Below are 17,983 nucleotides of genomic sequence, written 5' to 3' on the forward strand. Positions count from 1 at the left end.
GGCCTCCTCCTGCAAAAAGCAAGGAATGGTCCGGCGCTCGCAGCGCTGTGAAACGGACGGGCGGGAATCGCCCTTCTGCGGGACATTCCCGCTCGCATCCATTGGTGCCGAAACCTTACCCCCACCCCGGCCCTCCCCTGCGTTAGCGGGGGAGGGTTAGGGTGGGGGCCACTTATTGGATATGGGTAGTCTTCAGACCGGCGGCAGGGAAGATTGACCCGCCTCGCCCCCGTGATCCGGCGTCCCGAAGGCCTCGTCCGGCCACAGGGTGGGTCCGTTGCCGTCGCGCAGGCTGAGGCTGCGCACCATGGCGCGCAGGGCGCCGATCATCACCCGCAGGGCCGCGGAGGAGTCCGCCCCGCCGCCGATGCTGATGGTCCAGCGCAGGGCGTCCATGTGAGCCTGCACCGCTTCCTGGAAGCTTTCCCCATCATGCTCCACCCAGGTGACGCAGGTGGACAGCGATGCGACGATGGCGGTGGCCGCGGCGTTGCCGGCGGCGGCCAGTTGCAGGTCGGACACCGCGTGGCGGAGCCGCGTGCCCAGCGCGTCGGGGTTGGCCAGTGCCCTTTCCATCCGGTCGAGCGCCAGCACCAGACGGACCATCTTCGGGTCGGTTGAGCGCAACGGACCCGTTCCCGTGGTGGGCGGACCGGGCAGGCGCGGCGGCGGAGGCGGCAGACGGAGGGGGGCCGGAGCGGAGGAGATCGACGGCCGGGCCGGCGCCGGGCGGGAGGGTGGAGGCGTGTTGTTGTTCGTCGGTTTCGCCGTGCCCGCCTCGGCTTGAGAGCGGCTGCCCCGGCGCGGGTTGGTCAGTACGGTTTCGATTCGCCGGGCAATGGTCGCGGCGGAGGCCGGCTTGGCGAGCACGGTGTCGGCCCCGGCGTCCCAGGCGGCGCGCACGGTGGCGACGTCGGCGTTGGCGGTCAGCACGATGATCGGCAGATCGGGGCTGAGGCAGCTGGCGGAGCCGCGGACCCAGCGGACGAGCTGCCCGCCGCCTACCGGCTCCATCACCCAGTCGGTGACCATCAGGTCGTAGGGCTCCCGGCGCAGCAGTTCCATCGCCTCCTGCCCGTTGGCGGCGGAGGCGACCTGACCGACGCCCCAATGCTCCAGCATGTCCCGTAGCGCCCGCAGCAGCAGCGGGTTGTTCTCGACGACCAGGATCTTCAGGTGGGTCGGGTAGCGGCGGGGCATGTCGGGTCCGAAGGTTCGGGAACGAAGCGTTACCGAATATCCGAACGCCGCCCTGGGATTTCAGGACGCGGAGACGTATTAGCGCCAATCGGCGCACGACCGGGGGAGCCTCTTCGCCTCATGGAGTGCGCCTGGTCTTCGGCTCCCCCGTCCGGGGACTTGGTCGAGGTCTGGAGTGCCTCCAAAGCGAACGTCCGTTCGCTTTGGATTCACATCATCTCATTCGCCGGCTCTCAGCGGATGCCGATGGCATCCGCCTGCCGCCAGCGGGAACGATGTTCCCGCGACAGATGGGCTTCGGCCGCATGTGCGGCCGGGACCGCCGTCGCGGTCCATAGCGGATTGCAATCCGCTTCAGCGGACCAATGCGAGATCCTTCAGAACGGCCACCTCGTGGGCCTGCTCGTCCAGTCGGGCCTTCACGGCGTCGCCGATGGAGATCACGCCGGCGAGGTCGCCCGCCTCGTTGCACACCGGCACATGGCGGTGGCGGCGCAGCGTCATCATCTGCATCAGGTCCTTGATCGTGTCCTCCGGCCGGCAGGTCTTGACCTGACGGGTCATCAGATCCTCCACCGGCATGTCCAGCGCGTCGGCGCCATGCATCGCCACGGCGCGGACGATGTCGCGTTCCGACAGGATGCCGGCCAGCCGGCCCCGGCGGTCGCATACCACCAGGGCGCCGATGCGCCGGTCGGTCAGGGTGCGAGCGGCGGCCCGGATGGATTCGGACGGCAGGATCGATGCGACGTTATGGCCTTTGCGGTTCAGAACCTCGGAAACGACGGTCATGTCCACCCTCCCTCTTTGGGGTTGGCGAATCGGCGGGGTCCGATTCGGAATGAGCCTGGAGCGGCCGGCGGTTCCGGCAAGGGCTTGGCGGTCCGGATTGGAAAACCGGTTTTGCCGCCCCGTCAGGGCCGCTATGCATGAATGGCTGACGCCGAGCGACGTGTGGACGGGGAAGGGAGAGCGCGCATGACCACCGAGCAGAAGGTTCTTCGCCTGTCCATCGCCGTCACGGTGCTGCTGGCGGGCGCCGGCATTCTGTTCGGCCTGCTGTCGGGCTCCTTCGCCATCGTCTTCGACGGCATCTATTCGCTGGTGGACGCCAGCATGACGATGGTGACGCTGCTGGTGTCCAACCTGATCGCCGCCTCGACCGCCACCTTAAGCACTGGCGGCCCGCGCCGCGGCAAGCTGGCCGAGCGTTTCACCATGGGCTTCTGGCATCTCGAACCCATGGTCCTCGGGCTGAACGCCACCCTGCTGATGGGGGCGGCAATCTATGCGCTCATCAACGCCGTGGGCAGTCTGATGGCCGGCGGGCGTGATCTCGCCTTCGACCACGCGATCGTCTACGCGGCGGTGACCGTTCTCGTCGCGGCCGGCATGGCGGTCTTCGCGACGCGGGCGAACCGGACGGTCCGCTCCGACTTCCTGGCCCTCGACGCGAAGGCCTGGATCATGTCGGCGGCGCTCACCGCGGCCCTGCTCGTCGCCTTCGTTTTCGGTCACCTGATCCAAGGCACCCGGCTTCAATGGATGTCGCCCTACATCGACCCGGCGGCGCTGGCCCTGGTCTGTCTGGTGGTCATCCCGATCCCGGTCGGCACGATGCGGCGGGCGCTGGCCGACGTCCTGCTGGTCACCCCCGCCGACCTCAAGCGGCACGTCGACGCCGTCGCGTCGGACATCGTGGGGCGGCACGGCTTCATTTCCTATCGCGCCTACGTCGCGCGGGTGGGCCGGGGGCGGCAGATCGAGCTGTTCTTCATCGTCCCGCGTGGCTGGCCGCCGCGCACGCTGGAGGTGTGGGACGGGATCCGCGACGAGGTCGGGGCGGCCATCGGCGGGGAGGGTCCGGACCGCTGGCTCACCATCGTCTTCACCAGCGACCCGGAGTGGGCAGAATGACGGCCGGTCCGGTGGACGGTCCGGGCCGCGTACATTAGAGTACCCTTGATAAACGGAGCGCGTGGCGCGGGCGGAGGGCGGCGGGATGGCCGGTGATTGTTGCGGAGGCTCCTGCGGGAGCGGGGGGCGTTCAAACGGTGGGCGGCAGGCCGATTACCGCCGCACGTTGCGCATGGCGCTGCTCGTCAACGGGCTGATGGCCGCCGTCGCGCTGGCCGCGGGGCTGGAGACGCAGTCCATGGCCTTGCGGGCGAGCGCGCTGGATTTCCTGGCGGCCGCGCTGACCCACGGCGTCGGCCTGTGGATGATGGGGCGGGGGCTGCAGTACCGCGGCTGGGCCACGCTGGCGAAAGGCGTGGCTTTGACCATGCTCGGGCTGGCGGTGGTGGCCGCGACGGCGTGGAGCGCCACCGCCGGCACCGTTCCCGACGCGCCGGTGATGAGCCTCGTCGCGCTGCTCGGGATGGGGGCGAGCCTGTCAGTGGCGGTCCTGCTGTTCGCCGGACGACGCGGCGGAGTGTCGCTGCGCGCGGTCTGGCTGTGCGCCCGCAACGGCGTCCTGGCCAACGCCGCGGTGATGATGGCGGCGGCGGGCGCCTGGTCGATGGGGCAGGGCTGGCCGGACCATCTGGTCGCCGCGGTCATCGCCGCCACGGTGCTGTCCGGTGCGGTGACGGCGCTGCGGCAGGCGGTGGCGGAACGCCGCGCGTGGCACGCGCCCGCCGACCCGACCGGGCTGGGCAAGGGGGCTTGACAGGACCGCATCCCTGTGGCGAACTCGACGCCATGATTTTCGTTGCGCCCTCCCTGTCGTGTCGTTGGTGGTGGCCCGTCTAACCGGGCCGGCCAGCCGACGCGCGTGAGCGCACAAAGTATCGAAAGGCCGCCCGGAGCTTCCGGGCGGCCTTTTTCCTGACCAGGGAATCCAGGTGTCGAGCAAAGGAACTCCGGGTGTCCGTCCGCCAACGGATCGACCATCGGAGACCCCGCCATGTACCCCGCCGACCTTCTTGCCTCGCCCGACCTCCTCGAACCGCTGCGTTTCCAGACGCGCGGCGGCGTCACCGTCACGCGGCGGGCGACGGCGCTCGACCCGCGGACCGCCCTCGACCCGGTGATCGACGCGCTGGACCGCCGCCGCGGCCTGCTGCTGTCCAGCGGGGTGGAGGCGCCGGGCCGCTACCGCCGTCACGCGCTGGGCTTCACCGACCCGCCGCTGGCGCTCACGGCGCGTGGGCGGACGCTGCGCATCGACGCGCTGAACGGGCGGGGGCAAGTGCTGCTGCCCGCCGTCGCCGAGGCCCTGCGTGGCCTGGAGGCCCTGGCCGGTCTAGAGGAGGCGCCGTCGCGGGTCACTGCCCTCGTCCGCAAGCCCCAGCACCCCTTCCCGGAGGAGGAGCGGAGCCGCCAGCCCTCCGTTTTCTCGGTCCTGCGGGCGGTGCTGGATCTGTTTGCCGCCCCCGACGACCCGTTGCTCGGGCTCTACGGGGCCTTCGCCTACGACCTCGCCTTCCAGTTCGAGCCGATCCGCCAGCGGTTGGAGCGGCCCGACGACCAGCGCGATCTGCTGCTCTACCTGCCGGACCGGCTCGTCGCGCTGGACCCCATCGCAGGACTCGCCCGGCTCGTCGCGTATGAGTTCATCACGGCGGCGGGCAGCACCGAGGGGCTGGAGTGCGGCGGGCGCGACCACCCCTACCGTCCCGACACCAACGCCGAGGCCGGCTGCGACCACGCGCCCGGTGACTATCAGCGCGTCGTCGAGAGCGCCAAGGCCGCCTTCCGCCGCGGCGACCTGTTCGAGGTGGTGCCCGGCCAGACCTTCGCCGAGCCCTGCGCCGACGCGCCTTCGTCGGTGTTCCGGCGGCTGCGCGCCGCCAACCCGGCGCCTTACGAGGCCTTCGTCAACCTCGGGCGGGGCGAGTTCCTCGTCGCCGCCAGCCCGGAGATGTATGTGCGGGTGGCGGGCGGGCGGGTGGAAACCTGCCCGATCTCCGGCACCGTGGCGCGCGGGGCCGACGCGCTGGGCGACGCCGCGCAGGTCCTGCGCCTGCTGACCTCGGCCAAGGACGCGGCGGAGCTGACCATGTGCACCGACGTGGACCGCAACGACAAGGCGCGGGTGTGCGAGCCGGGATCCGTCCGGGTGATCGGGCGGCGGATGATCGAGCTGTACTCCCGTCTGATCCACACGGTGGACCATGTGGAGGGACGGCTGCGGTCCGGAATGGACGCGCTGGACGCCTTCCTCACCCACAGCTGGGCGGTGACGGTGACCGGCGCGCCCAAGCGCTGGGCCATGCAGTTCCTGGAGGATACGGAGCAATCGCCGCGCCGCTGGTACGGCGGGGCCTTCGGCCGGCTGGGCTTCGACGGCGGGATGGACACCGGCCTGACCCTGCGCACCATCCGCATGGCCGAGGGCGTTGCCTACGTGCGGGCGGGGGCGACGCTGCTGTCCGACAGCGATCCGGACGCGGAGGACGCGGAGTGCCGCCTGAAGGCCGCCGCCTTCCGCGACGCCATCCGCGGGACGGCGGCGGGTGCGGCGCCCACGCTGCCGGCGGCTCCCCGTGGCGGGGAGGGCAGGCGGGTGCTGCTGGTGGATCACGACGACAGCTTCGTCCACACGCTGGCCGACTATCTGCGCCAGACGGGCGCTTCGGTGACGACGCTGCGTCACAGTCACGCACGGGCGGCGCTGGCGGAGCGGAGGCCGGATCTGGTCGTGCTGTCCCCCGGTCCGGGGCGCCCGGCGGATTTCGACGTGGCGGGCACCATCGACGCGGCGCTGGCGCTCGGCCTGCCGGTGTTCGGCGTCTGCCTGGGCCTGCAAGGGATGGTGGAGCGCTTCGGCGGCGCGCTGGACGTGCTGCCGGAGCCCGTCCACGGCAAGGCGACGGAGGTCCGGGTGCTGGGCGGCGCGCTGTTCGCCGGCCTGCCGGAGCGGCTGACGGTCGGGCGCTACCACTCTCTGGTGGCCCGGCGCGACCGGCTGCCGGCGGACCTCACGGTGACCGCGGAGACCGCCGACGGTCTGGTGATGGCGGTCGAGCACCGGCGGCTTCCGCTCGCCGCCGTGCAGTTCCACCCCGAGTCGATCCTGTCGCTCGACGGTGGGGCCGGTCTTGCCCTGCTGGGCAACGTGATGGACCGGCTGGCCGCCGGCGCCCTGACGGACGCTGCGGCTTGATCGGGGCGGCGTAACGGGGAAGGAGTTGGGGGTGGTTACTCCACCATCCCCAGCGCTTCCTTGTAGAGTTCCAGGATGGCTTCCTGCTCCTGGCGGTCGGCCTTGTCCATTTTGCGCAGCCGGATGATCTGGCGGATGATCTTGGTGTCGAAACCGGTGCCCTTGGCCTCGGAGTAGACCTCCTTGATGTCCTCCTGCAGGCCGCGCTTCTCTTCTTCCAGGCGCTCGATGCGCTCCACGAAGGATTTCAGGCGATCCGCCGCAATGCCGCCGACGTCGGACATGATAAGGGTAACCTCAAATTGGGTGCTTCCGGGGAATCCGGCGCGGACGATATCGGCGGGCGCCGTCGATGGCAAGCGACTCCCGGCACCGTCGGCGCGGATGCCACAGGGCGCGGCAAACCGCAGCAGCGCCTCGGCCGGGTGTGCCCGGATAGTGGGATGCGTCCGTGGCGACGACCGTTGCCTCGGATGGACGCCTGATGCGAAAGACCGATGGCGGGACCTTGCGAAAGCGGCGACCTTGCACTTTCCGTTGCACGCGGGCGTGCCAACCCTCTCCGGGCTGTTGCGCCGCACCCATCACCGCTGGTAATACCATCGACGCTCAAGAGCTTCACAAAGTCACATAAATCCGGCATTGATGCCGACGGTCTAGGCCGATTGCACGCAAATCGGCCACTTGCGGCAGGGGAGATAAAGAACCATGAAAATCGCCATACCCAGGGAGCGGCGCGCGGGGGAGAATCGCGTCGCGGCTTCTCCGGAGACGGTCAAGAAACTCAAAGCCCTCAGCCTGGAAGTGGTCGTGGAGACCGGCGCCGGTCTGGGCTCGAACCTGCCGGACCGGGTGTATCAGGACGCCGGCGCGACGATCGCGCCGGACGCCGCGTCGGCGCTGGCCGACGCCGACATCGTGCTGAAGGTGCAGCGCCCGCTGCTGGCCGGGGAAGGGGACCTCGACGAGCTGGCGCTGATCAAGCGCGGCGCGCTGCTGTTCGCCATCCTCAACCCCTACAACAGCCGTGACCACGTGGCGGCCTACGCGGCGGCCGGGGTGAACGCCTTCGCCATGGAGTTCATGCCGCGCATCACCCGCGCCCAGGTCATGGACGTGCTGTCCTCGCAGGCCAACCTCGCCGGCTACAAGGCGGTGGTCGACGCCGCCAGCGAGTACGGCCGGGCCTACCCGATGATGATGACCGCGGCGGGCACGGTGCCGCCGGCGCGCGCCTTCATCATGGGCGTCGGCGTCGCCGGTCTGCAGGCCATCGCCACGGCCAAGCGGCTGGGCGCCATCGTCTCGGCGACCGACGTGCGTCCGGCGGTCAAGGAGCAGGTGCAGTCGCTGGGCGGCAGCTTCGTCGCGGTCGAGAACGACGAGTTCAAGCAGGCGGAAACCGCGGGCGGCTACGCCAAGGAGATGTCGGACGACTACAAGCGCCAGCAGGCGGCGCTGGTGGCCGAGCACATCAAGAAGCAGGACATCGTCATCACCACGGCGCTGATCCCCGGCCGCAAGGCGCCGATCCTGGTGACGCGCGAGCATGTTGCCTCGATGAAGCCGGGCTCGGTGCTGATCGATCTGGCGGTGGAGCAGGGCGGCAACGTCGAGGGCTCGGAGCTTGGCAAGGTGGTCGTCACCGACAACGGGGTGAAGATCGTCGGCCACGCCAACTACCCCAGCCGCATCGCCGAGAGCGCCTCGCTGCTCTACGCCAAGAACCTGCTCGCGCTGCTGCAGTCGCTGCACGACAAGGAGAAGGGCGTCACGCTCAACTGGGACGACGAGATCGTGAAGGCCATCGCGCTCACCCGCGATGGGCAGGTCGTCCATCCCGCCTTCGCCGGCCAGACGGTCTAAAGGCCGGACGGAATTAGGGAGAGACACATGGATCAGACTCAATTGTCCAACCGCGTCGCTGAGCTGAAGGCCCAGCTCGCCGCGGCCAGCCAGCAGATCGACGCGCTCGCCGCCCAGGCCGCGGCGCTCGGCCACGCCGCTCCCGTCGCGGACGCGGCGAGCCACGGCAACTTCTTCATCACCGGCCTGACGGTGTTCGTGCTGGCCTGCTTCGTCGGCTACTACGTGGTGTGGCGGGTGACGCCGGCGCTGCACTCGCCGCTGATGGCGGTGACCAACGCGGTGTCCTCGGTGATCATCGTCGGCGCCCTGATCGCCGCCGGCCCCGCGGGGTTCGGCTTCTCCAAGATCATGGGCTTCCTCGCCGTCATCCTGGCCAGCGTCAACATCTTCGGCGGCTTCCTGGTCACCCAGCGCATGCTGTCGATGTTCAAGAAGAAGGGCAAGTAACCATGGAAACCCTGTCCGCCCTTCTCTATCTGGTCGCCTCGGTCTGCTTCATCATGGCGCTGCGCGGCCTGTCCAGCCCGGAGACCTCCCGCCAGGGCAACTTCTTCGGCATGGCCGGCATGACCATCGCCGTGCTGACCACGCTGGCCCTGCCCATCGTCCAGTCCTACTGGATGATCGTGCTCGGCATCGCCATCGGCGGTGGCATCGGCTACGTCATCGCCAAGAAGATCGAGATGACCGCCCTGCCGCAGCTCGTCGCCGCCTTCCACTCGCTGGTCGGTCTGGCCGCGGTGTTCGTGGCGCTGTCGGCCTTCTACTCGCCCGAGGCCTACGGCATCGGCGTCCCCGGCGCCATCGCCAAGGGCTCGCTGGTCGAGATGGCGCTGGGCACCGCCATCGGCGCCATCACCTTCACCGGCTCGATCGTCGCCTTCGCCAAGCTGCAGGGCCTGGTCACCGGCAAGCCGCTGGTCTTCCCCTTCCAGCACCATCTCAACGCCGCCCTCGGCGTGCTGACCATCCTGCTCATCGTCTGGCTGGTGCAGAGCAACTCCAGCGTGGCGATGTGGATCATCGTGCTGGTCGCGCTGGCGCTCGGCTTCCTGCTGATCCTGCCGATCGGCGGCGCCGACATGCCGGTGGTGATCTCGATGCTGAACAGCTATTCCGGCTGGGCGGCGGCGGGCATCGGCTTCACGCTGCAGAACAACCTGCTGATCGTCACGGGCGCGCTGGTCGGCTCGTCGGGCGCCATCCTGTCCTACATCATGTGCAAGGGCATGAACCGCTCGATCTTCAACGTCATCCTGGGCGGCTTCGGCGGCGACAGCGGGGCGTCGGCGGCGGCGGCCGGCGGCGGCGAGCGCGGCACGGTGAAGGCCGGCTCGCCGGAGGACGCGGCCTACATCATGAAGAACGCCCAGTCGGTGATCATCGTCCCCGGCTACGGCATGGCGGTGGCCCAGGCCCAGCACGCGCTGCGCGAGATGGCCGACCTGCTGAAGAAGGAAGGCGTCGAGGTCAAGTACGCCATCCACCCGGTGGCGGGGCGCATGCCCGGGCACATGAACGTGCTGCTGGCCGAGGCCAACGTGCCCTACGACGAGGTGTTCGAGCTGGAGGACATCAACCGCGACTTCGGCACGGCGGACGTGGCCTTCGTGATCGGCGCCAACGACGTGACCAACCCGGCGGCCAAGACCGACCCGCAGTCGCCGATCTACGGCATGCCGATCCTCGACGTGGAGAAGGCCAAGACGGTGTTCTTCATCAAGCGCGGCATGGCCGCCGGCTACGCCGGCGTCGAGAACGAGCTGTTCTTCCGCCCCAACACCATGATGCTGTTCGGTGACGCCAAGAAGGTCACCGAAGAGGTCGTGAAGTCGATGGAGTAACCCGCACCCTTACCGGTGTGGCGTAGGATGAACCCCCGGGGCCGGCGCGCCCTGGGGGTTTCTTTTTGCCATCACAAGAAACGGAGAGAGGACGCCATGCCCGCCTACATCATCGCCGACGTGAACGTGACGAATCCCGCGGCCTACGAAAACTACAAGACGCTGACCCCGAACGCGGTCGCCAAGAATGGCGGGCGCTTCATTGCCCGCGGCGGGCAGGCGGAGGCGCTGGAAGGCGGCTGGCAGCCCAACCGCGTGGTCATCCTTGAATTCCCGGACTACGCCACCGCCAAGGCCTTCTACGACAGCCCCGAATACCGTGAAGCGCGCGAGGCCCGGAAGGACGCCGCCGACTTCCGCATGATCGTGGTGGACGGCGCCTGAGGGGGCCCGGAACAAGAAAAAAGCCGTGCGGAGCCGCACGGCTTTTCTTTCGGGAAGGGAATGGGCCCTTACGCCTTCTTGATGCCGAAGCAATGCTCCGGACCGGGGAAGCTGCGGGCCTTCACCTCGGCGGCGTAGGTCGCGGCGGCTTCGCCGATGGCGGTGCCGAGCTGGGCGTAGCGCTTCACGAACTTGGGCTGGAACTCGCCGAACAGGCCGAACATATCGTCGGACACCAGAACCTGCCCGTCGCAGGCGGGGGAAGCGCCGATGCCGATGGTCGGGATGGCCACATCCTCGGTGATCTGGCGGGCCAGCGACTCCATCGTGCCCTCGATGACCAGGGAGAAGGCGCCGGCGTCAGCGATGGCGCGGGCGTCGGCGCGGATGCGCTCCGCCGCTTCCGGATCGCGGCCCACCGCCTTGTAGCCGCCGAGCGCGTTGACCGACTGCGGCAGCAATCCGACATGGCCCATCACCGGCACGCCGCGGGTGGTCAGGTAGGCCACCGTCTCGGCCATCTCCAGCCCGCCTTCCACCTTCACCGCCTGGGCGCCGCTCTCCGCCATGACGCGGGCGGCGTTGCGGAAGGCCACCTGGGGGCTTTCCTGGTAGCTGCCGAAGGGCAGGTCCACCACCACGCAGGCGTGGCGCGAGCCGCGCACCACGGCGGCGCCATGGGCGATCATCATGTCGAGCGTGACGGGAAGCGTGCTGTCGAAGCCGTAGACCACCATGCCCAGCGAGTCGCCGACCAGAAGCAGGTCGACATGCGGGTCCAGCAGGCGGGCGACCGGAGTCGTGTAGGCGGTCAGGCAGACGATCGGCTCTCCGCCCTTGCGCGCGCGCAGCGCCGGCACGGAAACGCGCGGAGTGTCCTTGGATGCGCTCATTGGCGACCCTCCCCTTTGTATTTTCTTGGCAGACATTTGTGCGGTGAAGCGGACCGCAGATGCACCAAAACCGCCCACGCGCAGGCGCGGGGCGGCAGGTGCAAGACACAAGAGGGGCAAGCGCGCGAACGCGCTTGGATGCCCGGCGCGCCGAAGCGCGCCTGTCAATCCGGCGCGAAACGCGCCTGAGGATTAATAGCCCTCGCGCTCCATACGCTTGCGGAGCAGCTTGCGGGTGCGACGCACCGCTTCAGCCTTCTCACGCGCGCGCTTCTCCGAGGGCTTCTCGTAGTTCCGGCGCAGCTTCATTTCCCGGAAAATGCCCTCGCGCTGCATCTTCTTCTTCAGCGCGCGGAGGGCCTGATCGACGTTGTTGTCTCGGACCAGAACTTGCACGTTAACCGTCACCTTTATCAAGTGAGCCGAGTTGCCATGAAGCAACAAACAGGCATGCGACAGGCATGCGCTTTCGGGCGCACCCCTTGTGTGGACCTTTATGTAGCACGGACGGGGCCGCCTGTGAAGCGGAGTCTTCCAACCCTGCGTGTTCCGCTGCGACAATGCGTGGGCAAAACGGTTGCCCGGCGGCCCGCGGCGCCCAGATAATAGGGCATGGCCCTGTTGAAGATCGCCCGCATGGGGCACCCGGTGCTGCGCAAGGTCGCAGACCCCGTGCCCGACCCGACGGCCCCGGAGATCCGGCGGCTGGCTTCCGACATGATCGACACCATGCTGGACGCACCCGGAGTCGGTCTGGCGGCCCCGCAGGTGCACGAATCGCTGCGCATGATCGTGTTCCGCGTTCCCGCCATGCGTTCCGGCGGCGAGTCGGTGGAGCCGACCGTCCTCATCAACCCGGTGATCGAGCCGCTGGACGATGGGATGGAACTCGGGATGGAGGGCTGCCTGTCGATTCCCGAACTGCGCGGTGTCGTTCCGCGATTCGCGCGCATCCGCTACCGCGGCGTCGGGCTGGACGGCGAATCCATCGAGCGGGAGGCGTCGGGATTCCACGCCCGCGTCATCCAGCACGAGTGCGATCACCTGGACGGCGTGCTTTACATCGACCGGATGACCGATCTGCGCTATCTGGCCTTCACCGACGAGGCGCATCACGTGACCGAGGCGCTGGAACAGCAGGAGGGGAGAGACTGACATGGACGCTGCGCTGGATATGGACGCGGTGCGGGACGACATCCTGCTCTCCACGCTTCCCAACATCGTGTTCGACGGCTGGAGCCAGCAGGCGTTGCGCGACGGCGCGCAGATGGCCGGCTACGACACGGGGACCATGCACCGCGCCTTCCCCGGCGGCGTGCCGGAACTGGTCGAGCATTTCGGCTCCTGGACCGACCGCCGCATGCTGGCGGAGCTGGACAAGCACCCGCTCGACGAGATGAGGGTGGGGGAGAAGATCGCGCTCGCCATCCGCACCCATTTCGAGGTGTTGGAACCGCACATGGAGGCCAAGCGCCGCCTGCTCGCCTATCTCGCCATGCCACAGAATCTCGGCATGGGGCTGACCATGCTCTACCGCACGGTTGACGCTATGTGGTTCGCGGCGGGCGACACGGCCACCGACTTCAACCACTACACCAAGCGGGCTACGCTGGCCGCGGTGCTCAGCTCCGCGACCTTCTACTGGCTGGACGACCGGTCGGAGGGCCATGCCGAGACCTGGGCCTTCGTGGACCGCCGGCTCGGCGACGTCATGAGCATGGGCAAGGCGATGTCCGCCATGGGCCGCGCCGGCCGTCTGCTCAGCCATCTGCCGAGTCCCGCGCGCTTTGCCCGTCAGATCCGCCAGCGTGCCGGCGCTACTCCGGTGGACACCGCCTCCGCCCATATGGCGGAGAACATCTGACGGCTCAGGCTTCGGCCTTCTTAAGGGCAGCTTTCTTGCGGGACGGTTTCTTGGCGGCGGCGGTGCGGATCGCCGCCGCCAGGGCCGGGCGAGCCCAGAACAGAAGCTCGTCCGGGTCGTCCAGCGCCGAGTCGGGCGGCGGAAAATAGGGCAGGACCGTCGGCTTCTCGTCGAAGGGCTTGAAAGGGCGCAGGCCCAGCGCCTCGTAATCCGGCCGGTTGCCGTCGTCGGTCTTGAAATACAGGATGTTGCGGGCGACCAGGGCGAAGACGACGCCGTCGCAATAGACCGCGTAACCGCCGAACATGCGACGGGCGGTGATGGCCCCCAACGGCGTCAGCGACTCGCACAGGAAACGGACGAGTTCGCTGACCGTGGCCATGGCGGAAAGCCTATTTTTTGCGGAAAGCGTCGAGTGTCACGACCTCGCCGCGCTTCGGCTCCTCGCCGGAACGATCCGGGTCGGGCTTGCCGGCGTCGGCTTTGGCCGTGTCGGACTTGGTCGTGTCGGACTTGGCCAGCTTCGTGATCGATGGCTTCACCCCATCCATCGCCTTCTTCTCCGGCGCCTCGCGCGCGGGAATGGTGGCGATCTCCGCCGACTCGGTGGGTTCCACGGGCTGGAACTGGAGGGCGAAATTCTCGGACGGATCGGCAAAGGTGGTGATGGCGGCGTAGGGGATGACCAGCCGCTCATGCACGTTGTTGAAGCTCAGCGTCACTTCGAAATGATCGTCCAGCGCCTCCAGCCCATAGAACTGGTACTGGATGACGATGGTCATCTCGTTGGGATACTGGGACGACAGATATTCGGGGATGTCGACGCCCGGGTAACCCGTCCGGAAGGTCAGGTAGAAGTGATGATCGCCGGGGAGCCCGCGGTCCGTCACCTGGCGGAGCGCGTCACGGACGACACCGCGCAGGGCGGCCTCGACCATGCGGTCATAACGCAACTGCTCTCTCGGCATTCTTGGGCGGGTCCTTAACGCCAGACGGGTAAGTGTGGGCCTTCTGTTGCTAGGCGGCCCACGGCCCCACCCTCAGGTGCTACCCATCGGGGATTGATTTCGGTCAGTTACCGCTGTTAGGCGGCAACGGCGACCGGAGCAACGTTGTCGTTGGCAACTATTGCAATGGCCCGATAACGGCGGAACCATGCCGGGCGAAGACCATGCCTTTACCACGCGTGTCGATCCTATTTCGCCCCCAACGAACCCGCTCCCTACGGCAACGCCCGAGAGACCGGTGGTTTGTTTGGTGGAGGCGCCGGGTACCGCCCCCGGGTCCACAACGCTTATTCCGCAAGGCGTTTATCGCCATAGTCGGCTGCTGCCGACGGACCCAATATAGGCCCTTCATCCGGATATGGAAAGGGGGTGCGGCGGATTCTGACCGGAGCCCGCCGCGAAAGAGATGACGGGTCCGATTCAGGGACGTAGAGTGCCGCCCGAATTTCAGTCCCCGGAGTACCCATGCCGATCACGCCCGAGCAGCGCGCCGAGATCGACCGCCTGCGCGCCGTCACCGCCACCACCCGCCGCGCCACCGTTCCGGCCCTGGAGGAGATCCTCTACGAGCCGCTGGAGGTCCTGGACCACGGCTTCGTGCGCGTCGTCGACTACATGGGCGACGATTCGGCCGTCGTCCAGGCGGCGCGCGTGTCCTACGGCAAGGGCACCAAGAAGGTCACCGAGGACGCCGGTCTCATCAAGTATCTGATGCGCCATCGCCACTCGACCCCGTTCGAAATGTGCGAGATCAAGTTCCACGTCAAGCTGCCGATCTTCGTCGCCCGCCAGTGGATTCGCCACCGCACGGCGAACGTCAACGAATACTCCGCGCGCTACTCCATCCTCGACCGCGAGTTCTACATCCCGACGCCCGAGAACCTGGGCGCTCAGGCCGTCGTCAACCGGCAGGGTCGCGGCGACGTCCTTCAGGGCGACGAGGCGGCGTCGGTGATGAAGCTGCTGCGCGACGATTCGGAGATGGTCTACGCCCATTACGAGGAAATGCTGAACCAGCGCGAGGACGGCACCACCATCGAGGAGGGCCGCCAGGGTCTGGCGCGTGAGCTGGCGCGTATGAACCTGACGCTGAACTACTACACCCAGTGGTACTGGAAGGTCGATCTCCACAACCTTCTGCATTTCCTCAGCCTGCGCGCCGACCCGCACGCCCAGTACGAGATCCGCGTTTACGCGGAAGCGATGCTGGACGTGGTGAAGCGCTGGGTCCCCGCCGTGTTCGACGCCTTCAGCGAGTACCGGCTGGGCGGCACCCACATGTCAAAGACCGGTCTGGAGGTCGTGAAGCGCCTGCTGTCGGGCGAGGCGGTGACCCAGGAGGCCAGCGGCCTGTCCAAGCGCGAGTGGCGGGAGCTGATGGACCAGCTCGGCCGCGCCGAGTAACGCCCGCTCCAACCCTGCAAGGACCAGCCGCCATGACGCCGCCCAAGATGTCTCCGCACGAGGCCGATGGACTTCACCGCCAGGGTCTCGTCGCGGCGCAGGCCGGGCGGTTCGATGAGGCGCTGGACCGAATCGGTCAGGCCATCGCCGCCTACCCCTCGGTCCCCGTCTGGTGGGCCAATTACGGGTTGGTGATGGAAAGCCTGGGCGACGTCGCCGGGGCGGCCAACGCCTACGCCGGGGCGCTGAATCTCGACCCGTCGCTGGAAATGGCGATGGACGGGCTGCTCACCATGGCGGAGGCGGTGCGCCGGGCCGGCGATTCGGCGCGCGCGGAGGCCTTCTTCCGCCGCGCCATCGCCCTGAACCCGAAGACTCTGGCCGCCGTCGCCAATCTCGGCGTGCTGCTGCGCGCCCAGGCGCGGCGGGCGGAAGCGGTGACGCTCTACGGGCGGGCGGGGCGGCTCGACCCGGCCAACTGGGCGCACCCCTACAACCTCGGCAACGCGCTGGCCGAGATGAACCGGCTGGGCGAGGCCGACGATGCCTATGGGGCGGCGCTTACCCTGGCGCCGGGCCGGGCGGAGGTGCGGGCGAACCGCGCCACCCGCGTGCTCGCCATGCAGGGGCGGGCGGACGAGGCCCTGGCGGAGATCGACGCCGTGGTGGCGCAGCATGGCAGCGTCGATTCGCTGCACGCCTCGCGCCTCTATCTGATGCAGTACGCGCCGGGGCTGACCATGCCGGCCATCGCCCAGGCCCACGCGGACTGGGGCGCCCGCTACCCCGACCGTCCGGCGCCCGCGGTGGCCGCTCCGGCGCCGAAGATCCGCATCGGCTATGTCTCGCCGGACTTCCGCGCCCATCCCGTGGGCTTCTTCCTGGAGCCGGTGCTGGCGAACCACGACCGCTCGGCCTTCGAGGTGGTCTGCTACGCCAACACCGCCAACCCGGACTGGAAGACCGAGCGGCTGATGGCCCACGCCGACCACTGGGTCTGGACCACCGGCCTGGACGATGCGGCTCTGGCCCAGCGCATCCAGGCGGACGGCATCCACATCCTGGTCGATCTGGCCGGGCAGACCTTCGGCAACCGCCTGCCGGTCTTCGCGCGGCGCGTGGCGCCGGTGCAGGCGACCTGGGCGGGCTATGTCGGCACCACCGGCCTGCCGGCCATGGACTATCTGATTTCCGATTCGCGGCAGAGCCCGCCGGGATCGGACGGCTGGTGCATCGAGGGGATCGTGCGCATGCCCGACGCCTACGTCCCCTGGGCGCCGCCCGAGGACGCGCCGGCCGTGACTCCGCTGCCGCTGGCGACGCGCGGTCACGCCACCTTCGGGTCCTTCAACGCGCTGCCCAAGCTGAACGCGGAGGTCGCGGCGCTGTGGGCGCGCGTGCTGGGCGCCATCCCCGGCTCCCGGCTGCTGCTGCGCACGCCGGGCCTGGACGACGCCGGCACCGCGGCGCGCACACTGGCGCTGTTCGAGCGGGCCGGGCTCGACCCGGCGCGGGTCGATCTGCGGGGCGGGGCGCCGCACCGGGAATTCCTGGCCGGCTATGGGGAGGTCGACTTGGCGCTCGACCCCTTCCCCTATTCCGGCGGCCTGACGACGCTGGAGGCGCTGTGGATGGGCGTGCCGGTGGTGACGCTGGGCGGCGACCGCTTCTGCGCCCGTCATTCGGTGACGCATCTCGCCTCGGCGGGGTTGTCCGATCTGGTGGCCGACGGGCCGGACGGCTACGTCGCCAAGGCGGCGGCGCTGGTGGCCGACCCGGCGGGGCTGGCGGCCCTGCGTGGCGGGCTGCGGGACCGGCTGGCGGCTTCCCCGGCGCTGAACGGCGTGCGTTTCACCCGCGCGCTGGAGGCCGCCTTCGGGGTGATGTGGCAGCGCTTCCAGGCCGGGCAGGGGCGGGCGAGCTTCTCGCTTAGCTTCGATTGAGGATCAGGCGCGCTCCGACCCCGGCGCGCCGGTGCTCCACAGCAGCCCCAGCACCACGCCCTTGCAGCGCGGCAGCAGCAGGCCGGTCAGCAACAGGGTCAGCAACGGCCAGATGGTGAGATGCACCCAGGTCGCCGGCTCGTAGCTCTGCTCGACCGACAGGACGGCGGGGATGATGATGTGGCCGACGATCAGGATGGTCATCCAGGGTGGGGCGTCGTCGGCGCGCAGATGGCCGAACGCCTCGCCGCAATGGGTGCAGTGGTCCACCGGCTTCAGGTAGTTCCGCAGCAGGCGCCCGCGTCCGCAGGCCGGGCATTGCCCCATCAGCCCGCGCAGCGCCGCCGTCGTCTTCGACCGCGCGCCGTCTTCCGCTCCGACCGCCGCCGCCCTGTCTTCCGCCGTCATGACCGCTCCCCTGCGTTCCGATCCCCGAAGGGCCTCATATGGGGAGGGAGCGACCGA

General features: G+C 68.9%; 19 protein-coding genes and 1 other RNA gene. 11 read left to right on the forward strand and 9 right to left on the reverse strand.

Annotation, left to right across the window (positions count from 1 at the left end; genetic code table 11):
- Positions 1-192: 192 nt before the first annotated feature.
- Together AMK58_RS31690 and AMK58_RS05355 are read right to left on the reverse strand one after the other, a co-directional pair.
- Positions 193-1,200: a response regulator gene (locus AMK58_RS31690; protein ID WP_059398694.1), complete on the reverse strand. Its 1,008-nt coding sequence runs from the start codon at positions 1,198-1,200 to the stop codon at positions 193-195.
- 354 nt (positions 1,201-1,554) lie between these two features.
- On the reverse strand, positions 1,555-1,992 hold the full coding sequence (locus tag AMK58_RS05355) for a CBS domain-containing protein (protein WP_035676298.1): 438 nt from the start codon (positions 1,990-1,992) through the stop codon (positions 1,555-1,557).
- Positions 1,993-2,178: 186 nt separating this feature from the next.
- Between AMK58_RS05355 and AMK58_RS05360 the strand changes: the two genes are divergently transcribed.
- The 3 genes from AMK58_RS05360 to AMK58_RS05370 all read left to right on the forward strand — a co-directional run bounded on the left by AMK58_RS05360 (position 2,179) and on the right by AMK58_RS05370 (position 6,310).
- Positions 2,179-3,117: a cation diffusion facilitator family transporter gene (locus tag AMK58_RS05360; protein WP_035676296.1), complete on the forward strand. Its 939-nt coding sequence runs from the start codon at positions 2,179-2,181 to the stop codon at positions 3,115-3,117.
- A 172-nt stretch (positions 3,118-3,289) separates the two neighbouring features.
- Entirely contained in the window at positions 3,290-3,871 is a 582-nt protein-coding gene (locus AMK58_RS05365; protein ID WP_059398695.1) for a cation efflux transmembrane domain-containing protein, read from the forward strand.
- 237 nt (positions 3,872-4,108) lie between these two features.
- The gene (locus AMK58_RS05370; protein WP_059398696.1) at positions 4,109-6,310 is read left to right on the forward strand and encodes an anthranilate synthase; all 2,202 of its coding nucleotides are present in this window, start codon (positions 4,109-4,111) and stop codon (positions 6,308-6,310) included.
- 35 nt (positions 6,311-6,345) lie between these two features.
- Here AMK58_RS05370 and AMK58_RS05375 read toward each other — a convergent pair whose 3' ends face one another.
- Positions 6,346-6,594: a DUF2312 domain-containing protein gene (locus AMK58_RS05375; protein ID WP_014239966.1), complete on the reverse strand. Its 249-nt coding sequence runs from the start codon at positions 6,592-6,594 to the stop codon at positions 6,346-6,348.
- A 424-nt stretch (positions 6,595-7,018) separates the two neighbouring features.
- On the opposite strand from AMK58_RS05375, the gene AMK58_RS05380 reads away from it, so the two are divergent.
- From AMK58_RS05380 to AMK58_RS05395, 4 genes are all read left to right on the forward strand, one after another.
- Complete coding sequence (locus AMK58_RS05380; RefSeq protein ID WP_035673340.1) at positions 7,019-8,176, forward strand: Re/Si-specific NAD(P)(+) transhydrogenase subunit alpha; 1,158 nt, start codon at positions 7,019-7,021, stop codon at positions 8,174-8,176.
- A gap of 27 nt (positions 8,177-8,203) precedes the next feature.
- A complete protein-coding gene (locus AMK58_RS05385; protein WP_014239968.1) occupies positions 8,204-8,626 on the forward strand; it encodes an NAD(P) transhydrogenase subunit alpha part 2 in 423 nt (140 codons plus the stop codon).
- Between the two features lie 2 nt (positions 8,627-8,628).
- Complete coding sequence (locus AMK58_RS05390) at positions 8,629-10,023, forward strand: NAD(P)(+) transhydrogenase (Re/Si-specific) subunit beta (protein ID WP_059398697.1); 1,395 nt, start codon at positions 8,629-8,631, stop codon at positions 10,021-10,023.
- Between the two features lie 96 nt (positions 10,024-10,119).
- A complete protein-coding gene (locus tag AMK58_RS05395) occupies positions 10,120-10,407 on the forward strand; it encodes a DUF1330 domain-containing protein (protein WP_059398698.1) in 288 nt (95 codons plus the stop codon).
- 68 nt (positions 10,408-10,475) lie between these two features.
- On the opposite strand, the gene panB is transcribed toward AMK58_RS05395, so the two are convergent.
- Together panB and rpsU are read right to left on the reverse strand one after the other, a co-directional pair.
- The gene (gene panB, locus AMK58_RS05400; RefSeq protein ID WP_059398699.1) at positions 10,476-11,300 is read right to left on the reverse strand and encodes a 3-methyl-2-oxobutanoate hydroxymethyltransferase; all 825 of its coding nucleotides are present in this window, start codon (positions 11,298-11,300) and stop codon (positions 10,476-10,478) included.
- Positions 11,301-11,492: 192 nt separating this feature from the next.
- A complete protein-coding gene (gene rpsU, locus AMK58_RS05405) occupies positions 11,493-11,696 on the reverse strand; it encodes a 30S ribosomal protein S21 (protein ID WP_012974546.1) in 204 nt (67 codons plus the stop codon).
- A gap of 216 nt (positions 11,697-11,912) precedes the next feature.
- Here rpsU and def point away from each other — a divergent pair, with 216 nt between their 5' ends.
- The gene (gene def / locus AMK58_RS05410) at positions 11,913-12,455 is read left to right on the forward strand and encodes a peptide deformylase (RefSeq protein WP_035672645.1); all 543 of its coding nucleotides are present in this window, start codon (positions 11,913-11,915) and stop codon (positions 12,453-12,455) included.
- Position 12,456: 1 nt separating this feature from the next.
- Positions 12,457-13,164, forward strand: coding sequence for a COQ9 family protein (locus AMK58_RS05415; RefSeq protein ID WP_051140167.1), 708 nt, complete (start codon positions 12,457-12,459; stop codon positions 13,162-13,164).
- A 4-nt stretch (positions 13,165-13,168) separates the two neighbouring features.
- Here AMK58_RS05415 and AMK58_RS05420 read toward each other — a convergent pair whose 3' ends face one another.
- The 3 genes from AMK58_RS05420 to ssrA form a co-directional block, all read right to left on the reverse strand.
- Complete coding sequence (locus tag AMK58_RS05420) at positions 13,169-13,546, reverse strand: TfoX/Sxy family protein (RefSeq protein ID WP_035672648.1); 378 nt, start codon at positions 13,544-13,546, stop codon at positions 13,169-13,171.
- A 10-nt stretch (positions 13,547-13,556) separates the two neighbouring features.
- Entirely contained in the window at positions 13,557-14,132 is a 576-nt protein-coding gene (locus tag AMK58_RS05425) for an SspB family protein (RefSeq protein WP_035672651.1), read from the reverse strand.
- Positions 14,133-14,163: 31 nt separating this feature from the next.
- Positions 14,164-14,540, reverse strand: a transfer-messenger RNA (tmRNA) gene (gene ssrA / locus AMK58_RS05430).
- A 96-nt stretch (positions 14,541-14,636) separates the two neighbouring features.
- Between ssrA and thyX the strand changes: the two genes are divergently transcribed.
- Together thyX and AMK58_RS05440 are read left to right on the forward strand one after the other, a co-directional pair.
- Positions 14,637-15,575, forward strand: a complete 939-nt coding sequence (gene thyX, locus AMK58_RS05435) for an FAD-dependent thymidylate synthase (protein WP_035672654.1) — start codon at positions 14,637-14,639, stop codon at positions 15,573-15,575.
- A gap of 32 nt (positions 15,576-15,607) precedes the next feature.
- Positions 15,608-17,518 carry an O-linked N-acetylglucosamine transferase, SPINDLY family protein gene (locus AMK58_RS05440; protein ID WP_059398700.1) on the forward strand — a complete coding sequence of 637 codons (1,911 nt, stop codon included), beginning with the start codon at positions 15,608-15,610 and terminating at the stop codon, positions 17,516-17,518.
- A gap of 3 nt (positions 17,519-17,521) precedes the next feature.
- Here AMK58_RS05440 and AMK58_RS05445 read toward each other — a convergent pair whose 3' ends face one another.
- Entirely contained in the window at positions 17,522-17,926 is a 405-nt protein-coding gene (locus AMK58_RS05445) for a DUF983 domain-containing protein (protein WP_035672668.1), read from the reverse strand.
- Positions 17,927-17,983: the final 57 nt, after the last annotated feature.

This window comes from Azospirillum brasilense, from assembly GCF_001315015.1.
Classification (GTDB): domain Bacteria; phylum Pseudomonadota; class Alphaproteobacteria; order Azospirillales; family Azospirillaceae; genus Azospirillum; species Azospirillum brasilense.

Coding starts and splice junctions, on each gene's coding strand:
- AMK58_RS31690 (WP_059398694.1), bottom strand. CDS start 1,200: ATGCCCCGCCGCTACCCGACCCACCTGAAGATCCTGGTCGTCGAGAAC.
- AMK58_RS05355 (WP_035676298.1), bottom strand. CDS start 1,992: ATGACCGTCGTTTCCGAGGTTCTGAACCGCAAAGGCCATAACGTCGCA.
- AMK58_RS05360 (WP_035676296.1), top strand. CDS start 2,179: ATGACCACCGAGCAGAAGGTTCTTCGCCTGTCCATCGCCGTCACGGTG.
- AMK58_RS05365 (WP_059398695.1), top strand. CDS start 3,290: ATGGCGCTGCTCGTCAACGGGCTGATGGCCGCCGTCGCGCTGGCCGCG.
- AMK58_RS05370 (WP_059398696.1), top strand. CDS start 4,109: ATGTACCCCGCCGACCTTCTTGCCTCGCCCGACCTCCTCGAACCGCTG.
- AMK58_RS05375 (WP_014239966.1), bottom strand. CDS start 6,594: ATGTCCGACGTCGGCGGCATTGCGGCGGATCGCCTGAAATCCTTCGTG.
- AMK58_RS05380 (WP_035673340.1), top strand. CDS start 7,019: ATGAAAATCGCCATACCCAGGGAGCGGCGCGCGGGGGAGAATCGCGTC.
- AMK58_RS05385 (WP_014239968.1), top strand. CDS start 8,204: ATGGATCAGACTCAATTGTCCAACCGCGTCGCTGAGCTGAAGGCCCAG.
- AMK58_RS05390 (WP_059398697.1), top strand. CDS start 8,629: ATGGAAACCCTGTCCGCCCTTCTCTATCTGGTCGCCTCGGTCTGCTTC.
- AMK58_RS05395 (WP_059398698.1), top strand. CDS start 10,120: ATGCCCGCCTACATCATCGCCGACGTGAACGTGACGAATCCCGCGGCC.
- panB (WP_059398699.1), bottom strand. CDS start 11,300: ATGAGCGCATCCAAGGACACTCCGCGCGTTTCCGTGCCGGCGCTGCGC.
- def (WP_035672645.1), top strand. CDS start 11,913: ATGGCCCTGTTGAAGATCGCCCGCATGGGGCACCCGGTGCTGCGCAAG.
- AMK58_RS05415 (WP_051140167.1), top strand. CDS start 12,457: ATGGACGCTGCGCTGGATATGGACGCGGTGCGGGACGACATCCTGCTC.
- AMK58_RS05420 (WP_035672648.1), bottom strand. CDS start 13,546: ATGGCCACGGTCAGCGAACTCGTCCGTTTCCTGTGCGAGTCGCTGACG.
- AMK58_RS05425 (WP_035672651.1), bottom strand. CDS start 14,132: ATGCCGAGAGAGCAGTTGCGTTATGACCGCATGGTCGAGGCCGCCCTG.
- thyX (WP_035672654.1), top strand. CDS start 14,637: ATGCCGATCACGCCCGAGCAGCGCGCCGAGATCGACCGCCTGCGCGCC.
- AMK58_RS05440 (WP_059398700.1), top strand. CDS start 15,608: ATGACGCCGCCCAAGATGTCTCCGCACGAGGCCGATGGACTTCACCGC.
- AMK58_RS05445 (WP_035672668.1), bottom strand. CDS start 17,926: ATGACGGCGGAAGACAGGGCGGCGGCGGTCGGAGCGGAAGACGGCGCG.